At 71.8% G+C, this 20,384-nt stretch carries 14 protein-coding genes and 2 pseudogenes; 10 read left to right on the forward strand and 6 right to left on the reverse strand.

Features of this window, described 5'->3' with window-relative positions; all coding sequences use genetic code 11:
- Position 1: 1 nt before the first annotated feature.
- Together HCN51_RS01810 and HCN51_RS01815 are read right to left on the reverse strand one after the other, a co-directional pair.
- Positions 2–790 carry an ABC-2 family transporter protein gene (locus HCN51_RS01810; protein ID WP_168006007.1) on the reverse strand — a complete coding sequence of 263 codons (789 nt, stop codon included), beginning with the start codon at positions 788–790 and terminating at the stop codon, positions 2–4.
- The gene (locus HCN51_RS01815; RefSeq protein ID WP_206066397.1) at positions 783–1,685 is read right to left on the reverse strand and encodes an ABC transporter permease; all 903 of its coding nucleotides are present in this window, start codon (positions 1,683–1,685) and stop codon (positions 783–785) included. The genes HCN51_RS01810 and HCN51_RS01815 overlap by 8 nt, the downstream gene beginning before the upstream one ends.
- Positions 1,686–1,802: 117 nt before the next feature.
- On the opposite strand from HCN51_RS01815, the gene HCN51_RS01820 reads away from it, so the two are divergent.
- The 3 genes from HCN51_RS01820 to HCN51_RS01830 all read left to right on the forward strand — a co-directional run bounded on the left by HCN51_RS01820 (position 1,803) and on the right by HCN51_RS01830 (position 5,403).
- A complete protein-coding gene (locus HCN51_RS01820) occupies positions 1,803–2,780 on the forward strand; it encodes an alpha/beta hydrolase (protein WP_168006009.1) in 978 nt (325 codons plus the stop codon).
- Positions 2,781–2,869: 89 nt separating this feature from the next.
- Positions 2,870–3,706 carry a siderophore-interacting protein gene (locus HCN51_RS01825; RefSeq protein WP_168006011.1) on the forward strand — a complete coding sequence of 279 codons (837 nt, stop codon included), beginning with the start codon at positions 2,870–2,872 and terminating at the stop codon, positions 3,704–3,706.
- A gap of 122 nt (positions 3,707–3,828) precedes the next feature.
- The gene (locus HCN51_RS01830) at positions 3,829–5,403 is read left to right on the forward strand and encodes a serine/threonine-protein kinase (RefSeq protein ID WP_168006013.1); all 1,575 of its coding nucleotides are present in this window, start codon (positions 3,829–3,831) and stop codon (positions 5,401–5,403) included.
- Positions 5,404–5,944: 541 nt separating this feature from the next.
- On the opposite strand, the gene aceA is transcribed toward HCN51_RS01830, so the two are convergent.
- Entirely contained in the window at positions 5,945–7,231 is a 1,287-nt protein-coding gene (gene aceA, locus HCN51_RS01835; RefSeq protein ID WP_168006015.1) for an isocitrate lyase, read from the reverse strand.
- A 267-nt stretch (positions 7,232–7,498) separates the two neighbouring features.
- Here aceA and HCN51_RS01840 point away from each other — a divergent pair, with 267 nt between their 5' ends.
- The gene (locus HCN51_RS01840) at positions 7,499–8,971 is read left to right on the forward strand and encodes a helix-turn-helix domain-containing protein (protein WP_428981524.1); all 1,473 of its coding nucleotides are present in this window, start codon (positions 7,499–7,501) and stop codon (positions 8,969–8,971) included.
- Between the two features lie 69 nt (positions 8,972–9,040).
- Here HCN51_RS01840 and HCN51_RS01845 read toward each other — a convergent pair whose 3' ends face one another.
- Together HCN51_RS01845 and HCN51_RS01850 are read right to left on the reverse strand one after the other, a co-directional pair.
- Positions 9,041–9,925 (reverse strand): diacylglycerol/lipid kinase family protein, encoded by an 885-nt coding sequence (locus HCN51_RS01845; protein ID WP_168006019.1) that lies wholly within the window; start codon positions 9,923–9,925, stop codon positions 9,041–9,043.
- A 68-nt stretch (positions 9,926–9,993) separates the two neighbouring features.
- Positions 9,994–10,623, reverse strand: coding sequence for a MerR family transcriptional regulator (locus HCN51_RS01850; protein WP_168006021.1), 630 nt, complete (start codon positions 10,621–10,623; stop codon positions 9,994–9,996).
- Between the two features lie 114 nt (positions 10,624–10,737).
- On the opposite strand from HCN51_RS01850, the gene HCN51_RS01855 reads away from it, so the two are divergent.
- Together HCN51_RS01855 and HCN51_RS01860 are read left to right on the forward strand one after the other, a co-directional pair.
- Entirely contained in the window at positions 10,738–11,769 is a 1,032-nt protein-coding gene (locus HCN51_RS01855) for an aldo/keto reductase (protein WP_168006023.1), read from the forward strand.
- An 88-nt stretch (positions 11,770–11,857) separates the two neighbouring features.
- Entirely contained in the window at positions 11,858–14,206 is a 2,349-nt protein-coding gene (locus HCN51_RS01860; RefSeq protein ID WP_168006025.1) for an MMPL family transporter, read from the forward strand.
- A 340-nt stretch (positions 14,207–14,546) separates the two neighbouring features.
- Here HCN51_RS01860 and HCN51_RS01865 read toward each other — a convergent pair whose 3' ends face one another.
- A complete protein-coding gene (locus HCN51_RS01865; RefSeq protein WP_206066398.1) occupies positions 14,547–15,632 on the reverse strand; it encodes a trypsin-like serine peptidase in 1,086 nt (361 codons plus the stop codon).
- 246 nt (positions 15,633–15,878) lie between these two features.
- Here HCN51_RS01865 and HCN51_RS01870 point away from each other — a divergent pair, with 246 nt between their 5' ends.
- The 4 genes and pseudogenes from HCN51_RS01870 to HCN51_RS01880 all read left to right on the forward strand — a co-directional run bounded on the left by HCN51_RS01870 (position 15,879) and on the right by HCN51_RS01880 (position 20,346).
- A complete protein-coding gene (locus HCN51_RS01870) occupies positions 15,879–18,266 on the forward strand; it encodes a GDSL-type esterase/lipase family protein (RefSeq protein ID WP_168006027.1) in 2,388 nt (795 codons plus the stop codon).
- Between the two features lie 350 nt (positions 18,267–18,616).
- Positions 18,617–18,844: pseudogene (locus tag HCN51_RS62895) on the forward strand (hypothetical protein); the annotation flags it as partial.
- 73 nt (positions 18,845–18,917) lie between these two features.
- Positions 18,918–19,223 (forward strand): annotated as a pseudogene (locus HCN51_RS61015) (DeoR/GlpR family DNA-binding transcription regulator); the annotation flags it as partial.
- 196 nt (positions 19,224–19,419) lie between these two features.
- Positions 19,420–20,346: a glucosyl-3-phosphoglycerate synthase gene (locus tag HCN51_RS01880; protein ID WP_168006029.1), complete on the forward strand. Its 927-nt coding sequence runs from the start codon at positions 19,420–19,422 to the stop codon at positions 20,344–20,346.
- Positions 20,347–20,384 lie beyond the last annotated feature (38 nt).

Genomic DNA, 20,384 nt, shown 5'->3' on the forward strand with positions numbered 1-20,384 from the left:
CTCAACTCCCCGTGGATCGGTAGTGCCGGAGGCCCTGCCGCCAGACGAGCGCGGCCGACAGGGCGAGGACCAGCGCGGCGGCCGGTCCGAGGAAGCGCATGAACCCGGGCGTGCCGAACGGGTCGGCCCGCTCCAGCACGTACAGGCCGGGCTGCCAGTTGACGAACGCCAGCGGCAGCACGTACGTCACGCCCTTGACCAGGTCGCGGGAGTAGACGCTGAACGGGTACTGGGTGAGCTGGCTGCCGCCGTACGTCAGGGTGTTGACCACCTCCGGCGCGTCGGTCAGCAGGAACTGCAGCGCCCCGGCGATCGTCCACAGCGACGCGAAGATGACGATGCCGGTCAGCACCATGACCGGGATCATCCACGCGCGCTCCCAGCCGATGCCGAGCGCGGAGACGGCGTAGCCGAGCACGAGCCCGGCCTGGAGGATGCGCCCGATCCGGGTGGCCATGAAGCGGTCGGCGGCGAGCTGGATCCACGCGCCGACCGGCCGGATCAGGAACGTGTCGAGGGTGCCGGCCTTGATGTGCGTGCTGACCCGGTCGAGGTTGCTGACGAAGGTGTCGCAGATGGTGAAGGCCAGGTTGGCGGCCCCGTACAGGAACAGCACCTCCTCGCGGGAGAAGCCGGCCAGGGTGGTGGTGTTGGCGAAGATGATCAGGATGACGGCCACGTCGATGGCGGCGATGGCGAAGCCGAGCACGGTCATCATCGCGAACGACACCGGGTACGCCGCCGCGGCCCTGGTCCAGGTCCACAGCAGCAGGAAGTACGTCCTAGCCACCCTGGATCACCACCTTGTGGCGGATCGCCCTGGTGCCGAGCGCGCCGAGGCCGAGCAGGACCACCGCCCAGAGCGCCTGGACGGCGAGCGTGTCGGCCACGGCCGCGGTGCCGAGGTAGAGGTCGGTGGGCAGCTGCACCATGGCGGCCCACGGCAGCACCATGACGAGGTCGCCGAACCAGCCGGGGAACAGGTGCAGCGGCACCATCATGCCGCTGAAGAACGTGCTGAGGACCATCGACAGGACGGTGACGCCCCGGTCGTCGAGCAGCCAGCAGACCGACAGCGCGACCAGGTAGCGCCAGCCGAAGCTGACGATCACGGCGAGCGCGAAGCCGGTCAGGAACGCCGCCCACTGGCCGGGCCGGGTGGGGACGCTGATGCCGAAGAGCAGGGCGCCGAGCAGCATGGGCGGGATGCCGCGCACCAGGAACAGGTACGCGGCCCTGCCGACGTCCTCGGCGAGCGTCCACAGCTGCAGCGAGGCGGGGCGGACCAGGTCGAGCGCGATGTCGCCGCTGCGGATGCGCTCGGGGATGGTCAGGCCGCCGCCGAAGAGCTGCATCGGCCCGATGAAGGCCTGGGTGACGAAGCAGAAGGTGATGGCGTCGGTGATGTCGTAGCCGGCCAGGCCGGGGCGGGCCTGCCAGACCGCGACGAGCGTGTATGCGCGCAGGATGCCGAAGACGCTGTTGGTGAACGCGCCGGCGAGCGCGCCACGGACGTAGGTGGCGTGCTTTCGGAAGCCGTACCGGACGAGCCGGGCATAGAGCGGAAAGGTTTTGCACCTCCAGGGTGTGAGGGCACGGTCACGGACCGTGCCCGGACCCGCGCACGGGTCTGCCGACGGGAAAGACGCGATTATCCGGTGCGGGCCCGGCGCCGCGCAACGCAATAAACGCCCGCCGCCACCCTCCCGTCACCGTGCCGAAATATCCCCGCAAGGGATGAGTTACTTACTGGCCGGTAGGGATCGCGCGTGGCGGGAAGGAATCACCCGAAAGGGGGCGGTATGCGAGTCGATCGGGACGTGATACCCGAGTATCCCCTGAGCTGGCAGGCCAAGGCGCTGACCGGCCTCTTGCGCGGCACCGTGAAACCGGCCTCCAGCCTGCTGCTGCGCCACCCGCTGGCCCTGGCCGGGGCCGCCCGCCTGGGAGACCTCGCCCGGCTGGTCAACGTGCCGCAGCCCGCGCACGTCGCGGTGGTGCCCGCGACCTTCTCCGCGTGCGGCGGCGAGTGGGTGCGCGGCGGGCAGGGGCTCGACGAGCGCAAGGTCGTGCTGTACTTCCACGGCGGCGGCTACTTCTCGTGCTCGCCGCGCACCCACCGGCCGATCACGTGGCGGCTGTCGGTGGCGGCCGGGCGGCCGGTCCTCGCGCTCGACTACCGGCAGGGGCCGGTGCACCGGCTGGCCGACTCGCTGGCCGACGCGCTGGACGCCTACGACTGCCTGCTGCGACGCGGGCACGAGCCCCAGGACGTGATCCTCGCGGGCGACTCCGCGGGCGGCCACCTCACGCTGGCGACCCTGCTGGCGCTGCGCGACCGGGGCCTGCCGCTGCCGGCGGCGGCCATCTGCCTGTCGCCGTGGGCCGACCTCACCGACGTGCCGCGCCGGGCCAACCGCTGGCAGGACCCGATGCTGCCGGCCGGCCGGGTGCGCTGGCTGGCCCGCCGGTGGACCTCCGGCCTGGACCCGTGGGACCCGCTCGTCTCGCCGGTGCACGGCGACTTCACCGGCCTGCCGCCGCTGATGATCGTGACCGGCTCGACGGAGGTGCTGCGCGACGAGGCCTGGCGGGTGGCGCAGCGGGCGCGGCTGGCGGGGGTGCCGGTGCGCTACGAGGAGTGGCCCCGCATGCCGCACGTCTTCCCGATCCTGGCCGACGTGGTGCCCGAGGCGCGGCTGGCGTTCCGGCACATCCGGCAGTTCCTCGGGGCGGTGGCGGCTATACCGGAGTCGATGGGGGACTCGGCCGCCGCGTGAATTCACCTGCCCCGTTTAGGGGCATGGGTTTACGGTAGGAGGAACGGGAGGTGTAAGGTTAGGTATACCTAACTCAGGGGGACTGTTCCATGGCTGACAAGCATGCGGATCACCACCGGGGTGTCGTCCAGCGGACCGAGCGCATCTCCCGCCACATGGTCCGGGTGGTCATGGGCGGTGACGGGCTGGCGGGCTTCGCCACCAGGGGGCTCACCGATCATTACGTGAAGCTGGTCTTTCCGTGCGAGGGGGTCGAGTACCCGCAGCCGTTCAGCGTGAAAGCCTGCCGTGAGACGCTGCCGCGCGAGGTCTGGCCCAAGCTGCGCACCTATACCGTACGAGCTTGGGACCCCTACAGCCACGAGCTCACCCTCGACTTCGTCGTGCACGGCGACGAGGGCCTGGCCGGCCCGTGGGCCGCGCACGCCCGGCCCGGCGACGAGCTGCTGATCCTCGGCCCCGGCGGCGGCTACGCGCCCGACCCCGACGCGGACTGGCACCTGCTCGTGGGCGACGAGAGCGCGCTGCCCGCCATCGCGGCCTCCCTGGAGGCGCTGCCCGACGGCGCGACCGCCCGCGTCCTCATCGAGATCGACGGGCCGCAGGACGAGCTGAAGCTCGAAACGGCCGCCGACGCCCACATCAGGTGGGTCTACCGGGGCGGCAGCCCCGTCGGCGAGCGGCTCGTGGCCGCCGTCCGCGAGCTCGACTTCCCCGACGGCGACGTGCATGCCTTCGTGCACGGCGAGGCCGGCTTCGTGAAGGAGCTGCGCCACCACCTGCGCCTGGAGCGGGGCGTCCCCCTCGACCGGCTGTCCATCTCCGGCTACTGGCGGCTCGGCGCCGACGACGAGACGTGGCGCCAGGTCAAGGGCGAGTGGAACCGCCAGGTCGAGGCGGAGGAAGCCGCCGCCATCGCGTCCTGACTTACCGCGGAGGCACGACCCCCTTTCCTTCGATACCCCTTTTGTCAGACATGCGGAAAGCCCGCCCTGGATGCCCTCACAGTGTTGCCTTGCCATGACACTGTCAGGAGGGGCGGGACCGGATGGCGCGTGGTGCGAGCGAGCTGCCGCCCGGCGTGCGGCCGCTCACAGTGGGGGACCCGGCCGTCATCGGCCGCTACCCGCTCCTCGGCCGCCTCGGAACGGGCGGGATGGGCGTGGTGTACCTGGCCGAGCACCCTCAGGGTGACCTGGTCGCGCTCAAGACGCCGCAGGCGGTGCATCTCCACGATGCCACGCTGCGGGCGCGCTTCGCAGAGGAAGTGGCTTTCTCGCGAAGAATACTCCCGTTCTGTACGGCGGCGGTCGTCGAGGACGGCACCGACGGGGACCGGCCCTACCTCGTCACCGAGTACCTCCCCGGGCCGGCGCTCTCCCAGGTCGTCGCGGCCACCGGCCCGCTCCCGCCCCGCCTCGCCCACGGCGTCGCGCTCGGCGCCGCGGCGGCGCTGGTGGCCGTGCACGAGGCCGGGCTCGTGCACCGCGACCTCAAACCGGGCAACGTGCTGCTGTCCCCTTCCGGGCCGCGCGTCATCGACTTCGGCATCGCCCGCGACGTCGACACCCTCGCCGCCCACACCCAGGCCGGGCAGGTCATGGGCAGCCCCGGGTGGGTGGCGCCCGAGCGGCTGACCGGCGGGGCCGCGCTGCCCCCCTCCGACGTCTTCGCCTGGGGGTGCCTCGTGGCCTTCGCCGCCACCGGGCGGCATCCGTTCGGGGACGGGGAGCCGGACGTGCTGACGCGGCGGATCCTGTTCGACCCGCCTTCTATCGAGGGCGTGCCCGCTCTGCTCCGTGCCGCCGTCTCGGCCGCCCTCGCCAAGAACCCCGCCGACCGGCCCTGGGCCGCCGACCTGCTGCGGGCGCTGCTGGCGGCGGCCGGCGCCGGGTCTCCTCGGGAGTTGCGGCCGGCCGTGGAGGAGGTGCTGGGGGAGATCTGGAGGCCCGTCCCCTACCCGGCCGGGGGCGGCCTGGCCCGTCTCGTACGTACGGAGGAGGCCGCCGGGCGGGGCCGGGGGAAGGGCAGGAGGAGGCGGGCGGAGGGCCGGGGGGATGGTGCGGCGGGGGCGCGGGCGAAAGGCCGGGCGAGGTCGCCGGCGAGGTCGCGGGCGCAGCTTTCGCAGGCCAGTTTCGCGGCCCTGGCCACGGTCTCCATCGCGGCCATCACGGTCGTCGCCGCCTCGGGCGGGGACGGGCCGAGCGGCGGGTCGCTGCTGCCGGGGGACCCGTCCGTCGTGCGGTCCTCGTCCAGTGCCGCCGTGTCCGCCGCGCGGCCCTCGGCCGTCATCCGTGGGAACGCGCCTCCGGTGCGGCTGGCCACGAGGACGGCGCGGCCCACGGTGTTCGTGACGCGGACGCGGACGAAGGGGCCCGTCGTCGTCCTGACGCCTTCGGGGGAGCGGCGCGGCACGTCCCGCGTCACGGAGAGCAGCGGCCCCGGCGGCGGGGAGGGGTGCGTGACCCCGGCGGGGCGCAGGCGGGGGAACGCGGCCGGGCTCGACTGCCCGCGGCCGACGGGCACGATCAGCCCGATCCCGCAGGACGGGCCGGGGGAGTCGCCGATCCCGTCCGGCACGCCCTCGGACACCCCGGCGACGACCGGCACCGCCACTCCCTGAAGCGCTGCGCTCCTTCGAGTGGCGGGGCCGCCGTCAGCCGGGACCTAAGGAGCCGCCGGCGCACGCGGACGGTCTTCCGGCGGCCCGCACGCGGACGGCCGCCGGCGGGGCGGTCGTCGCCCGGACGGCCGCCGGCCTCGTAGGCGGCCGGGTGGCGGCGGTCGGGACGGCCGTCAGCCGGACGGCCGTCGGCGGGGCGGCGGGGCGGGCACGGCAACGAGGAGCGAGGTGTCGCAAGGCGCCTCCTGACACGAGCGATGGTGCTGCTGCCAGTGTGACCCGGCGGCATCGCCGCAGGCTGTGCCCTCGGTGACAGGCACTTCCGCCGAAAACGGGCGGGTGGGCGGAGCGGTGGCGGACGTGCGTGGCGTCGCGTGCGTGGGTTGGGTGTGCGTGGGTTGGGTGTGCGTGGGTTGGGCGGGCCGCGCCGGTGCTGGGTTACCGGCGCGGCCCGCTTTCGCCGGGGGAACCTTCCCATGCCCTGGAGGTGGCCGGCGAGCTCGGACGAACCTCAGCGGATCTCAGCGGATCTCACCGGTTCTCAGTGGTGGAACTGCTCTTCCTCGGTCGAGCCCTTGAGCGCCGTCGTCGAGGAGTCGGGCGCGACGGCGGTGGAGACGAGGTCGAAGTAGCCGGTGCCGACCTCGCGCTGGTGCCGGGTGGCGGTGTAGCCGCGCGACTCGGCGGCGAACTCGCGCTCCTGGAGGTCCACGTACGCGGTCATCCCGTCGCTGGCGTACCCCTGGGCGAGGTCGAACATCGAGTAGTTGAGCGAGTGGAACCCGGCGAGCGTGATGAACTGGAACTTGTACCCCATGTGCCCCAGCTCGCGCTGGAACTTGGCGATGGTGGAGTCGTCGAGGTGCTTCTTCCAGTTGAACGACGGCGAGCAGTTGTAGGCGAGCATCTGGTCGGGATACTCGGCCTTGATCGCCTCGGCGAACGCGCGGGCCACGTCGAGGTCGGGCGTGCCGGTCTCCATCCAGAGCAGGTCGGAGTACGGCGCGTAGGCCAGGCCGCGCGCGACGCACGCCTCCAGCCCGTTCCTGACCCGGTAGAAGCCCTCGGCGGTGCGGTCGCCGGTGACGAACGCCTGGTCGCGCGGGTCCACGTCGCTGGTCAGGAGCGTCGCGGCCTGGGCGTCGGTCCGCGCGATGATCAGTGAGGGGACTCCGGCGACGTCCGCGGCGAGGCGGGCGGCGTTCAGGGTCTTGATGTGCTGGCCGGTCGGGATGAGCACCTTGCCGCCGAGGTGGCCGCACTTCTTCTCGGAGGCGAGCTGGTCCTCCCAGTGCACGCCCGCGGCGCCGGCCGCGATCATGCCCTTCATCAGCTCAAACGCGTTGAGCACGCCGCCGAAGCCGGCCTCCGCGTCGGCCACGATGGGCGCCAGCCAGTGGGGGGCGTCACTGTCACCCTCGGACCAGGTGATCTGGTCGGCGCGCAGCAGCGCGTTGTTGATGCGGCGCACGACGGCGGGCACGGAGTTGGCCGGGTAAAGGCTCTGGTCGGGGTAGGTGTGGCCGCCCAGGTTCGCATCCGCGGCCACCTGCCAGCCGGACAGGTAGATGGCCTTCAGCCCGGCCTTCACCTGCTGCACCGCCTGGTTGCCGGTCAGCGCGCCGAGGGCGTTGACGTAATCCTCGGTGTGCAGGAGCTGCCACAGCCGCTCGGCGCCGAGCCGGGCCAGCGTGTGCTCCTCCTGGACGCTGCCGCGCAACCGGATCACGTCCTCGGCGCTGTACGTGCGCTCGATGCCCTCCCAGCGAGGGTCGTTGTCCCATTCGTCCTGCAGCTGCTCGGCAGCTCCCTTGAGGCGATCGTTCATTGTTCACTCCCTTGTCGTCCCCTGGGCTCACGCCGAGTCTCTGCCCTGGCCGCCACCACCAAACAGCCCGAAGTGGTCAGAAGAATCGCGAATCTTCCGCTCGCGTACATTACTGATGGGTATTCAGAGGCGAAGAAATCGCAACTTTTACCGTTGGCCTATACCAATCTCGTGCGCGGAACGCCCCTCACGGCGGCTCGCCCGGGACACGGACCCGTGGCGCCGGAAGGCTAGAAAATGGGCCGAATTTCTGTCTAAGATCCTGCTATGGCCTCCTTGCTAGGCGAAGAACCGCTGTCTTTGACGCAGGAGCTTGATCTGATCGCGTTTGGCCAGCGCCTGCGCCACCTGCGCAAACAACGCGGCCTGACGCTGTCGGACCTCGGCTCGCGCGTCGGCAGGGCGCCCAGCCAGCTCTCCCTGCTCGAGAACGGCAAGCGCGAGCCCAAGCTCTCCCTCCTCAAGTCGCTGGCGACCGCCCTCGGCGTCCCCGTCGAGGAGCTGCTGCGCCGCCAGCCGCCCAACCGCCGCGCCCAGCTGGAGATCGCGCTGGAAGAGGCCCAGCGCGACCCCGTCTACGCCGGGCTCGGCCTGCCCCGGCTGAAGGTCTCCGCCCGCGTGCCGAACGACGTCCTGGAGCACCTGCTCGGCCTGTACGGCGAGCTGCGCGCCCGCCAGGCCCGCGGCACCGCCACCCCCGAGGAGGCCAGAGTCGCCAACGCCGAGCTGCGGCGCAGGCAACGGGAGGTGGGCAACTACTTCCCCGACATCGAGAAGGCCGCCGCCCAGGCGCTGGAGGCGGTCGGCTACCGCACCGGCGCCCTGTCGCAGAGCACGATCCAGAGCCTGGTCACCCACTTCGGCTACACCGTGCACACGGCACAAGACCTGCCGCGCTCCGTCCGTTCCATCACCGACCTGCGCAACCGCCGCATCTACGTCAAGCACGAGCAGCTCGGCATGCACACGCCGCGCACGATCCTGCTCCAGACGCTCGGGCACCTCGCGCTCGGCCACGACAAGCCCCGCGACTTCGCCGACTTCCTGCGCCAGCGCACCGAGGCCAACTACTTCGCCGCCGCCGTCCTCGTCCCCGAGAAGGCCGCCGCGCTCTACCTCCAGGAGGCCAAGTCCGACCGGGCGCTGTCGGTGGAGGACCTGCGGGACGTCTTCGCCGTGTCGTACGAGATGGCCGCGCACCGCTTCACCAACCTCGCCACCCACCACCTCGGGCTGGTCTGCCACTTCGTGCGCAACGACGCCGGCGGCACCATCTACAAGGCGTACGAGAACGACGGCATCGTCTTCCCCGCCGACGAGCAGGGCGCGATCGAGGGGCAGCGGATGTGCCTGCAGTGGTCGGGGCGGCAGGTGTTCGCCTCACCCGACCGGTTCTCCGTCTACTACCAGTACTCCGACTCGCCCACCGGCACGTACTTCTGCGTGGCGCACGTCGATCCCTCCCGCGAGCGGGACTTCGCGATCACGCTGGGGGTGCCGTACAAGGAGTCGCGCTGGTTCAGGGGGCGGGAGACCACCCACCGCACCAAGTCCGGCTGCCCGAACGGCGACTGCTGCCGCCGGCCGCCCGCCGAGCTGGCCGAGCGCTGGGAGGGGTACGCCTGGCCGTCGGCCCGCGCCAACTCGCACGTGCTGGCCGCGCTGCCGCCGGGCTCGTTCCCCGGCGTGGACGAGGCCGACGTGTACACGTTCCTGGAACGGCACGCCACCGCCACCTGAGGCCGGGAGCCCGGCACGTCCCTCTTGGGCTCAGCGCTCGATCTCAGCGCTCGGTCTCAGCTCTTGGGGTCAGCGCTCGGGCGGGAGGCAGAGGGTCAGCGCGCCCGCGGCGATCTCGGCCTTGAACCGGTCGGTGAGCCCGCGCTCGCCGCCGTCGAGCTCGTACCGTAACGGGCGTCCGAAACGGGCCGAGACCTTCCTGGCGCGTGAGACCCGCACGAGCGGCGAGCCGTCGGAGCGGCCCGCGGCCATCCTGGCGAGCACCCGCGCCCACTGCACCGGCCCCTTCGCGGTGGTGATGCCCACTTCGAGCCAGCCGTCGTCCGGCCGGGCGTCGTCGAACGCCTCGACGCCGGCCGCGATCGTGCTCACGTTGCCCAGCAGCAGGCAGCTCGCCCGGCCCTCGAACCAGGTCGCCCCGTCCAGCTTGATCTTCATCGGCACCCGCGGCCCGCTCACGTGCCGCACCGCCGCCCTGAAGTAGCTGAGCTTGCCGAGCCGCCGCTTGGCCCGGCCGTCGACGTCGGCGATCATCTCGGCCTCGAACCCGGCGCCGGCCATCACCGCGAAGTGCTCGCCGTTTACGATGCCGAGGTCCAGCTTCTCCTGCCGCCCGTGGAAGCCGATGCGCACGGCCTCGTCCAGGTCGGCGGGGATGCCGAGGTTGGTGGCGAACAGGTTCGCGGTGCCGGCGGGCAGGATGGCCATCGGCACGCCCGAGCCGGCCATGGCGTCGGCGCAGCGCTGCACCATCCCGTCGCCGCCCCAGACGAAGACCAGCTCGGCGCCCTCGTCGAGCGCCCTGCGCACCTTCTTGCCGGCCTTCTTGCTCTTGGACACCTCGTACCAGAGCAGCTCGCCGACGTCCTGCTCGCTGATGAGCACGCGGAGCGCGTCCAGGCCCGCGCCTAACGTCTTCTTGCGATGTGCCACGACGGCCACGGTGGGGGGCATGCGAACCTGGCTACCCACGGCGCGCCCGGATACGCCTGGACCGGGATCATCCTGGGGCGTCGCGCGGATCAGTCGAGGGGGGCGTCGCTGTAGGCGACGTCCTCGTGGGCGAACCTGCGCAGCGCGCTGAAGACGACGTCGCCGAGCGCCGTCCACACCACGGCGGTCTCCAGGATCGCCTCGGGCTCGGAGCCCCGGGTGAGCCGGCCCAGCTCCGCCTCGGCGACCTCGCGGGCCGCCTTGGCGTAGACCTCCAGCAGCTCGATCTGGTCGGTCTTGCCGAGCCGGTGCAGGGTGGCCAGCGCCGAGGCCAGCGTCAGCCTGGCCGGGTTGGACGGGCGCACCTTCCAGCCGAGCCGCTCGATCAGCGCCTCGGTCTCCTCCTCGGCGGCCCGCCAGGCGTCGTCCTTGACCACCTTGGGAGTGACGGACATGGCGAACTGCGCCTTGCCGGCCTGGTCGATGACGCTCATGCCGGGCGCGTCCATCTTCTCCAGGACGTCGCGGGTCGCCGCGACGCTCAGCCCGCCGACCTCCAGCAGCGCCCGCACCAGCCGCAGCCTGCGGACGTGCTCCTCGGTGTACTGGGCCTGGTTGTAGCTGGTGCGCTCGCCGGGGGACAGGAGACCTTCGCGCAGGTAGTACTTGATCGTCGGGACGGGCACGTCGGCCCTGCGGCTCAGCTCCGCGATGCGCATGGTCTCCCCTTCCGCCCAACTCGTACCCACGAGCCGGCCCTTGCCAACCCGCCGAAAAGGATAGTAGACAGTTCTCGTATCCATTTTTCGACCCAGTCTCGGGAGTTGATCGTAATGGACCACCGACCGCTCGGCCGGACCGGCGTCAAGGTCAGCCCGCTCTGCCTCGGCGGGATGATGTTCGGCCGGTGGGGCGACAACGGCCCCGGCGAGACGGCGAAGCTGATCACGCGGGCCCTCGACGCCGGCGTCAACGTCATCGACACCGCCGACGTCTACTCCGCGGGCGAGTCGGAGGAGCTGATCGGGCGCTTCCTCGCCGAGAACGGCCTGCGCGACGAGGTCGTGCTGGCCACGAAGGTGCACGGCCGGATGGGCGAGGGCCCCAACCGCGGCGGCAACAGCCGCGCCTGGATCATGCGGGCCGTCGACGACAGCCTACGGCGACTTCGTACCGACCACATCGACCTTTACCAGATCCACCGGCCCGACCCCTCGGTCGACATCGACGAGACGCTGGGCGCCCTGACCGACCTCGTACGCGCCGGCAAGGTGCGCTACATCGGCTGCTCCACCTTCCCCGCCCACCAGGTCGTCGAGGCCCACTGGGCGGCCGAGCGGCGGCAGCGGGAGCGCTTCGCCAGCGAGCAGCCTCCCTACTCGATCCTGGCCCGCGCGGTCGAGGCCGACCTCCTGCCGGTGTGTCAGCGGTACGGCATGGGCGTGCTGGCGTGGAGCCCGCTGGCGGGCGGCTGGCTGTCGGGCCGCTACCGCGAGGACGCCGAGCTGCCCCGGAGCAGGCGCGCCGCGCTCCTGCCCGCCCGCTACGACATGGAGCTGGAGGCGAACCGGCGCAAGCTCGCCGCCGCCGAGCGGCTGGCCGTGCTGGCCGAGCAGGCGGGGATGTCGCTGGTGCAGCTCGCGCTGCAGTTCGTCATGCGGCACCCGGCCGTCACCTCGGCCATCATCGGGCCGCGCACGATCGAGCACCTCGACAGCCACCTGCGGGCCCTCGACGTCCGGCTGACGCCCGACGTGCTCGACGCGATCGACGAGATCGTGCCGCCCGGCCTGACGATCAACCCCGCCGACACGGGCTGGCGCCCGCCCGAGCTGCTCGACCCGGCCCTGCGCCGCCGCCCGTAGCCCCCGCGCGCGCCTCGGGGAGCGAGCATGACAATTCTGGATAGTGGAAAGTGCTACTCTCAATCCGAGCCTCGTCATCGAAGGAGAGATGATGTTCGCCACCATCGGCCGCTTCGCCGTCAGGCGACGAACGTGGGTGTTCGTGGCCGCGATCCTGTTCGTCGTCCTGGGCGGCTTCTGGGGCTCGGGGGCCGGCGGCGTCCTCGGCGGCGGGGCCGGCCTCGACCACCCGCACGGCGAGTCGGCCCAGGCCAACCGCCTGCTCGCGGGCACCCTGGGCAGGCACGTCGCCGACGTCGTGGTCATGTACGAGAGCGACACCATGTCCGTCGACGACCCGCGCTTCAGGCGGCAGGTCGAGCAGGCCGTCGCCAGACTGCTCCGAGACTCCTATGAATGGGTGGAGAGCTACTACTCCACCGGCTCGGCCGACTTCGTCTCGCACGACCGGCACAAGACCTACGTCGCCCTGCAGCTCCCCGGCGCCGTCGAGGAGGAGCAGGGCGCCGTCCACGACCGCATCCTCCCGCTGCTCGACGCCCCCGGCCTCACCGAACGCTTCGGCGGACTGACCGCCGTGGGCCGCCAGTTCAACACCATCAGCGACCGCGACCTGGCCACGGCGGAGCTGCTGTCCTTCCCGCTGCTGATCATCCTGCTGCTCGTCGTCTTCCGCAGCCTCGTCGCGGCCGCACTGCCCCTGGCCATCGCCGTCCTGGTGGCGGTGGGCTCGCTCGTGGTGCTGCGCATCGTCGGCGGCCTGGTCGACCTGTCGACCGCCGCGATCAACGTGGTGGTGATCCTCGGCCTGGGGCTCGCCACCGACTACGCGCTCCTCATCGTCAACCGGTTCCGGGAAGAGCTCGCCGTCGGCCGTGTGGACGAGAACGGTGTCGTCCGCCCGGCCGCGGCCGGGGACGCCGCCGCACGCGCGCCCGCGATCGAGAACGCTGCCGCACGCGCACCTGAGGCCGGGGACGCTGCCGTGTCCGGAACCGCGATCGAGAACGATGCCGTACATGCAGCCGCGATCGAGAATGCCGTCGTGCGTGCGATCGCCACGGCCGGCCGCACGGTCGCGGTCTCCGGGATCACGGTCGCGGTCACGCTCGGCGGCCTGCTCGTCTTCCCGTCCCGGTTCCTGACCTCGCTCGCCTACGCCGGGGTCAGCGTGGTGCTGTTCGCCGTGATCAGCGCGCTCACGGTGCTGCCCGCGCTGCTGCGGGTGGCCGGCCACCGCATCGACGCGCTGCGCGTCCCGCTGGTCGGGCGGCGCCGTACGAGGCCGGAGGGCCGGCGGTGGTACCGCACCGCGCACGCCGTCATGCGGCGCCCCGTCACCGTCGTGCTGGGCATCACCCTCGCGCTGGGCGCGCTGGGGACGCCGCTGCTGGGCGCGGTCTGGTCCCGCCCGGCCGAGTGGGCGCTGCCCGCCGACACCGACAGCGTCATCGTGACCAGGCAGCTCGCCGAGGAGTTCCCGTACGACCCGACCAAGGTGATCAGCACGGTCGTCCGCATGCCCGGCCCGGCCGGCACGCCGGAGGCCAAGGCCCAGCTCGACGCGTTCGCCCAGCGGCTCGGGCGGATCGACGGCGTCGAGCGCGCGCGGGTGACCGGCACCGAGGGCGACCTCGCCCGCATCACCCTGGGCTACTCCCTGTCCCCCTACGGCCAGGAGATCAGGGACGTGGTGGCGAAGCTGCGTGCCGAGCCGCCACCACCGGGCGCCACCGCCCTGTTCGCCAACCGGCCGGCGGCCATCGCCGACATGCTGGCCATGATCGGCGACGGGCTGCCGTGGATGCTGCTCATCACCTCGGTGGTCACGTTCGTGGTGCTGTTCCTGGCGTTCGGCTCGGTCACGCTGCCCCTCAAGACCGTGCTGACGAACCTGCTGTCGTTATCGGCGGCATTCGGCGCGATGGTGCTGATCTTCCAGGACGGCTTCCTGTCGGGGTTGCTCGGCTTCACCGCGCCCGGCTTCATCGACGCCAACATGCCCGTCATGATCGCGGCGATCGCGTTCGGCCTGGCCATGGACTACGAGGTTTTCATGCTGGCCCGGATCCGCGAGCACTACCTGGCCTCCCGCGACCCGGTGGAGTCGGTGGCGGTCGGCGTCCAGCACACGGCCCGCATCGTGACGGCCGCCGCGCTGCTGCTGGGGGTGGTGGTGGGCGCGTTCGTCATCACGAACGTCACCGTCCTGAAGATGATCGGCGTCGGCCTGGTGGTGGCGCTCGTCGTCGACGCGACCATCGTCCGCGGCCTCCTCGTCCCGGCCTCCATGAAACTTCTCGGCCCCTGGGCGTGGTGGGCCCCGCGCCCCCTGGCCCGCTGGTGGGACCGGCACGGGCTGCCCGAGCCCGAGCAGCCCACCATGCCGGTCGCCGCCCCGGTCTCCGTGCCCGACGCGGGGCGCCGGTCGCGCTGACCACCAGGAGACCGGTCATGGTGGCGGTCCGCTCCCAGCCGGAGGCGCTGCCTCGGTCCTGCCCGCGGGGCAAGAACTTGCGGTGTGCTGAGGCGGCACCCACCGAAGGGCAAGGGTTCACGGTGGGGTGGCGGGTGTCTCACGGCGGGGCAAGAGCTCGCAGGGCCGTGGAGGCAGACGTCCGACCGCGGGGCAAGGGCTCCGCGGTGGGGCGGGTGGGCGCCCCACCGCGGAGGAAGGCTCGTGGCATCGGGGGCGGGCCGCCCACCGCGAGGAGGACGGGTGGTGGCGACTTCGGAGGCGCGTGGCGGCTCGGGGGAAGTCGTCCGGGTGGCGTTGGTCAGGTGGGGAGGACTGCGCCGGTCCACTGGGTGGCGGCGGCGGTGTAGACGGATCGGGTCTCGCCGTCGAAGTACGGGGACATGCTCGTGTCGAAGCGCAGGTCGGCATCGCGGTCGGTGACGCTGATCGTCACGCCGTTGAGGTAACCCTGGCCGGTGGCCTTGTCGTAGCGCAGGAGCCAGGAGGAGCCGAGGGCGCCTTCGCCGGTGAAGGGGGAGCCGACGCCGAGCAGTTCCTCGCCTTTGAGGCTGGGGACCTGCACGGAGGTGGGGCGGCCGCTGGAGCTTTCGAGCGTGTCGCCCGTGTACGGCAGGGTGCCGTCGGGGTGCGGGCCGGCCGGGTAGCCGAAGACGTCGGTGGCGGAGTCCACCGGCTGGTTCCAGGCCAGGCCCTGGCCGCCGGCGTTGTCGCCGAGCCTGCCGAAGTTGACCGGCTCGCCGGTGGCGGAGGGGGCGACGCCCTCGTACACGGTGATGAAGGCGTAACCGCGGTCGAAGTCGCCGTAGGCGTCGAAGTCGTAGTGCCCGTAGAGCTGCCGGCCGACGTAGAGGCCCAGGGGAGCGGTGCCGTTGGTGTAGGCGGGCACGAAGGCCCACTTGTCGAGGGCGTAACCGGTGCGCTGGATGTCGAACCCGCAGTGCGCCGCCGTCGCCACGACGTTGCGGTACTGGGAGTGGACGGCGGTGCCGGTGCACCAGTGCGGCAGGCCGTCGGCGCCGAGGAAGAACACCTTGCCCGAGGTCGCGGGCGTGACGGCCGCCGCGGTCGAGGTGGTGGCGGGGAGGGATGGGGGGATGGTGCCGGGCTTGGTGTCGGGGGTGGCGCCGCCGCCGTCGAGGAGCTTGCTGGTGGAGGTCCGGACGTTGTACGGGGTGGCGGCGGTGAGGTTGGCGCCGCCGTCGGCGAGCCAGAACGTCGCGATCTCGGCGGCGGCCGGCTGCGTGGCGGCGAGTGGCTTGCTGATCACGTTGGCGGCTGCTGTGGTGAGCGGTTCGCTCGTCGCGCCGGCAGTGGTGGCCGGGGCGGCCACGATGAGGGAGGCCAGGAGAGTGATGGTTAATGCGCCTGTTGTTCGATTTCTCATGCGATTCTTCTCCATGTGGGGGGCAGGCCCTGGCGGTTTCGAACATATGATCGCCGCCAAGCAAAGAGGCTACCTGTCGCTTCCGTTCTGATCAATGGAGGTGGGACGTGTCATGCGGCGTTCACCCTCACGCCATCCGCCTCTTGATCATCATCATTCCGCCGTCGGTACGTTCGGGCAGCGGCCCCTCGTTCCTGGAGAAGTCGCAAGGCCCTTTTCCGCGGCACCCCCACAAACAGGTGGAAGATGTTACAAGCGCACGGTAAATCGGCATTCATCCGTCGTCTCCTGATCCCGCTGCTGTCCCTCATGATGGTGGTGTGCCTGGCCCCCGCCCTGCCGGCGAGCGCGGCCGACCAGGACGTCACCATCACCCTCAACGCCTCCGACCTCGGCCTGAGCACCGCCGTCCTGCGGGACATCGTCCCTGAGATGCAGGCGGAGATCAGGGAGCACGGCGGGCTCGGCGGCGCGCTCAAGCAGGCCGTCGCGGACGGCTCGGCCCCGATGCACGAGCGGGTCGACACCTCCGTGTGGCCCAACTTCACCGGCACGGTGAACCTGACGGGCAACGGCGGCGGGCTGGTGCTCACCATCCCGGCCGGGGAGATCACCAGCTCCTCGTTCTGGCAGGACATCGCCGCCACGGCCATCGGCTGGATCGTCGGCTACGGGCTCAGGATGTTGTGCATCGGCTTCCTGACGTCCAGCGGTGTGGGCGCGGCGATCATCCCGCTGGTGTGCACGCCGCTCCAGACCACCGTCACCGGCATCATGGCGGCGCTCATGACGCACGCGTTCGCGGGGACGCTGGGCACCATTGAAGCGACCAGGGACATCATCATCGCGGGCATCCTCGGGCTCGCGGGCGGCTACCTGTGGGAGAGGTATCTCGCGCCGTGGGCGAAGGCGCAGCTCGCCTCGTCCATCAAGAAGGCTGGCGGCTGGATCAGGAACCAGGTGCCGTGGCTCAACCGGTGGTTCGGCGGCGTGACCGCCGAGCGGGTGGAGAATCTCGGCTGGCGCTTCGAGGAGCTGGAGGAGCTCATCGCCGAGGAGACGGCGGCCTGGGCCGGCGTCGAGTCGAACCTGCAGCGCGACCTGCGCATCCTGCCGCTGGGCGACTCGATCACCTATGGCGCGGGCAGCTCGGACGGCGGCGGCTACCGGCCGACGCTCAACAACCTGCTCAGGCAGGACGGGGCCAACGTCACGTTCGTCGGCTCGCAACACTCGGGCCCGGCGCCCGACGCTCACGAAGGGCGTTCCGGGTGGACGATCTCCCAGGTCGCCGGCATCACGGACGCGGCGCTGAGCACGTACCGGCCGAATGTGGTGCTGCTGCACATCGGCACCAACGACCTGAACAACAACGACGACCCGGGCGGCGCGCCGGCCAGGCTCGGCGCGCTCATCGACCAGATCTTCCGCACCGCCCCCGACGTGACGCTGCTGGTCTCGACGATCGTCCCGTCGAACTGGGGGCCGACGCAGGAGCGGATCCTGCGGTTCAACGAGGCGGTCCGGTGGGAGGTCGGGGTGCGGTGGGGCTCGGGCAAGCACGTCTACATGGTCAACATGACCACGGTGACGCTGACCGACCTGGCAGACCTCCTGCATCCGAACGACTCCGGCTACCTGAAGATGGCCGGCGCGTTCTACCAGGGGCTGGTGCAGGCGGGGCGGGCCGGCTGGATCGGCGCGCCCGGCGGCGGGAGCCCGGCTCCCGCCCCGATCAGGGGCTGGTTCCCGCAGGGCACGATCGCGTCCGGCACCTACAGCGGGGACACCAGCAGAGTCGTCTACGCCGACGTCAACGGCGACCGCAGAGCCGACTACCTCCAGGTCAACGCCAACAGCTCGGTGCAGGCGTGGCTGAACGGCGGCCCCAACCCGAAGGAGCCGGCGGGGGGCGCTGACTGGTTGTGGTACCCGCAGGGCACGATCGCGAGCGGTGTCGGCGCGCCCGGGGCCAACATCCGCTTCACCGACCTGAACGGTGACGGGCGGGCCGACTACGTGAAGCTCAATGACGACAGCTCGGTGCAGGCGTGGCTGAACGGCGGCCCCAACCCGAAGGAGCCGGCGGGGGGCGCTGACTGGTTGTGGTACCCGCAGGGCACGATCGCGAGCGGTGTCGGCGCGCCGGGCAGCCACATCCGTTTCGCGGACCTGAACGGTGACGGGCGGGCCGACTATGCGAAGGTCAATGACGACAGCTCGGTGCAGGCGTGGCTGAACGGCGGCCCCAACCCGAAGGAGCCGGCGGGGGGCGCTGACTGGTTGTGGTACCCGCAGGGCACGATCGCGAGCGGCGTCGGCCAGCCCGGCCACCGCGTCCGGTTCGCCCCGCTCTACGGGAGCCGGTCCGCCGACTACATCCTCATGGGCCGCTCCGACGACAACCACACCGGCACCCAGCCCTACGACAGCTCCGTGCAGGTCTGGCAGAACGGCGGCCCCGCGCCAGAAGGCGGCGACTGGTACTGGTGGCCGGGCGGTGAGGTCGCGAGCGGTGTCCTCGTCGAGGGCGCGCGGATCCAGTTCGCCGACCTGAACGCCGACGGCCGGGCCGACTACCTCGACGTCGCCCCGGGCACGGGCGCCACCCGGGCCTGGATCAACTTCGGCTGACCCTCCGCATCCGGGAAGGTCACCGGCCGCGGGCGGTCTTGAGATGGGCGGCGGCCTGCTCCAGGTGGGTAGCGGGCCGCCGACGCCGCGCGCGCCGCGTCCTCGGCCGGTGACGCCCGCGTCGAGCGCGAGACCCAGCGGATATTGCGCATTTCGTGCAATACTCATCGCGCGTCTTGCGCAGGTCCATGGGGCCGGAGGTGGCGGCGTGGGGCCCGGTTCGTGCTCGCCCTGGCCGATGATCTCTCAGGGGCAGCGGAGACGCCCGCCGCGCTCATGGTGCCCGGCCGGTCCGCGACCTCGCCCGCCTGAAGGAGGCGGGCCCGCCGGCCCGCACGTACGGCGGCGCGATGGCCGTGGTCAGGCACCCGGAGGCGTCGCTGCGGCGGCAGCGCATCGGGGAGGCGTTCGAGGCCAAGCGGGCCATCGCCGCGTGGGCGGCCGGGCAGATCCGTCCCGGCGAGACGATTCTGCTCGACGCGGGCTCGACGACCGGCGCCTTGGCCCACGAGCTGCGGCATGCCACGGACCTGACGATCGCCACCACCGGGCTCAACGCCCTCCAGGAGCTGGTCGGCGCCACCGGCGTGCACGTCGAATGCCTCGGCGGCACGCTCCGGCAGGTGAGCCAGGGCTTCGTCGGCCCCGCTCGCGGAGGCGGCGCTCAGCCGGGTGACGTTCGACCGGGTGTTCCTGGGGGCCGACGGGGTGACGGCGGAGGACGGCATCTGCGAGGCCAGCCTGCGGCAGACACGCATGAAGGAACTCATGATGGGCCGCTCCCGGCACGTCTACCTGCTGGTGCACGCGGCCAAGCTGGGGCGGGGGCCGTTCCACGCGTGGGCCCGCATGCCCGACACGTGGACCCTCGTGACCGACGCGAGCGCCACCCGGGAGGCGCTGGAGCCCTTCGTGGCCCGGGGCGTGGACGTCGTGACCCTGCCCGTCGGGGACTGATGGTAGTTCCTCGGGCTGCTGCCCCTCGCGGGTGCGGCGAGCCGGGTGCGGCGAGCCGGGGTGGTGAGCTGCTCCGATCGGTGGGCAGGACTGGGCGTTGGACGCGTTCACGCAGGTGAGCGGGGCGCCAGGGTAGAAGGAGGGGGAGCGACACCGTACGAAGGCCGAAATATGGGGAATCGGGGGGAGGTGTCGCATGCTCCCAGAAGTGCGTGGATGGTTGCGGCGCCGTACGTCGTCCGCCGGGGACTGGCCGCTGCGGGACCTGCTGGCGGCCAAGGGGGAGACCACGGTCAGCGTGGTGCTCCCGGCGCGCGACGAGCGGGAGACCGTCGGGGAGATCGTCGGCGTGATCCGGCGGGAGCTGGGCGGGCTCGTGGACGAGCTCGTCGTCATCGACTCCCGCTCCACCGACGACACCGCGCTGGTGGCGGCGCGGGCGGGGGCCCGGGTGCACGCTCAGGACGAGATCCTGCCGCAGCTCAAGCCGCTCGACGGCAAGGGCGAGGCGCTGTGGAAGTCGCTGGCGGTCACGTCGGGGGACGTGCTGGTGTTCGTCGACGCCGATATCCGGAAATTTCGCTCTTCCTTGGTGCTTGGGGTGCTCGGGCCGCTGCTGGGCGACCCGACCGTGGCGTACGCCAAGGGCTGCTATGACCGCGCGATCGACGCGGCCGGCAACGGCGGCGGGCGCGTCACGGAGCTCGTCGCCCGCCCGCTGATCAACCTGCACTGGCCCGAACTGGCCGGTTTCGTGCAACCGCTGGCCGGGGAGTACGCCGGGCGCCGCTCCGCCCTGGAACGGGTGCCGTTCGTGACCGGATACGGGGTCGAGCTGGGGCTCCTGATCGATCTGCTGGAGCTGGCGGGGCTGGACGCGTTCGCCCAGGTGGATCTGGGGGCGCGCGAGCACGCGCCGCAGTCCACGGAGGCGCTCGGCGGGATGGCGGGGCAGATCATGCTCGCCGCCTGGTCGCGGCTGGAACGCCAAGGGAAGATCCGGGCGTTCCATGAGCCGTCGGTGCGGCTCGCCCAGTTCCGGCGGGGGCAGGAGGGGCACGACGTGCTGGTCAGGGACGTCGGGATCGGCGAACGCCCGCCGATGCTCACCATCGAAGCCTGACCCCGCTGCCCACCCCGCGACCACCCGCCCGGGTCGTC

Origin of the sequence: Nonomuraea composti (assembly GCF_012034275.1) — a bacterium.
In the GTDB taxonomy this organism is placed as follows: domain Bacteria; phylum Actinomycetota; class Actinomycetes; order Streptosporangiales; family Streptosporangiaceae; genus Nonomuraea; species Nonomuraea composti.

Coding starts and splice junctions, on each gene's coding strand:
- HCN51_RS01860 (WP_168006025.1), top strand. CDS start 11,858: ATGATGTTCGCCACCATCGGCCGCTTCGCCGTCAGGCGACGAACGTGG.
- HCN51_RS01880 (WP_168006029.1), top strand. CDS start 19,420: ATGCTCCCAGAAGTGCGTGGATGGTTGCGGCGCCGTACGTCGTCCGCC.
- aceA (WP_168006015.1), bottom strand. CDS start 7,231: ATGAACGATCGCCTCAAGGGAGCTGCCGAGCAGCTGCAGGACGAATGG.
- HCN51_RS01865 (WP_206066398.1), bottom strand. CDS start 15,632: ATGAGAAATCGAACAACAGGCGCATTAACCATCACTCTCCTGGCCTCC.
- HCN51_RS01840 (WP_428981524.1), top strand. CDS start 7,499: ATGGCCTCCTTGCTAGGCGAAGAACCGCTGTCTTTGACGCAGGAGCTT.
- HCN51_RS01820 (WP_168006009.1), top strand. CDS start 1,803: ATGCGAGTCGATCGGGACGTGATACCCGAGTATCCCCTGAGCTGGCAG.
- HCN51_RS01830 (WP_168006013.1), top strand. CDS start 3,829: ATGGCGCGTGGTGCGAGCGAGCTGCCGCCCGGCGTGCGGCCGCTCACA.
- HCN51_RS01845 (WP_168006019.1), bottom strand. CDS start 9,925: ATGCCCCCCACCGTGGCCGTCGTGGCACATCGCAAGAAGACGTTAGGC.
- HCN51_RS01855 (WP_168006023.1), top strand. CDS start 10,738: ATGGACCACCGACCGCTCGGCCGGACCGGCGTCAAGGTCAGCCCGCTC.
- HCN51_RS01825 (WP_168006011.1), top strand. CDS start 2,870: ATGGCTGACAAGCATGCGGATCACCACCGGGGTGTCGTCCAGCGGACC.
- HCN51_RS01850 (WP_168006021.1), bottom strand. CDS start 10,623: ATGCGCATCGCGGAGCTGAGCCGCAGGGCCGACGTGCCCGTCCCGACG.
- HCN51_RS01870 (WP_168006027.1), top strand. CDS start 15,879: ATGTTACAAGCGCACGGTAAATCGGCATTCATCCGTCGTCTCCTGATC.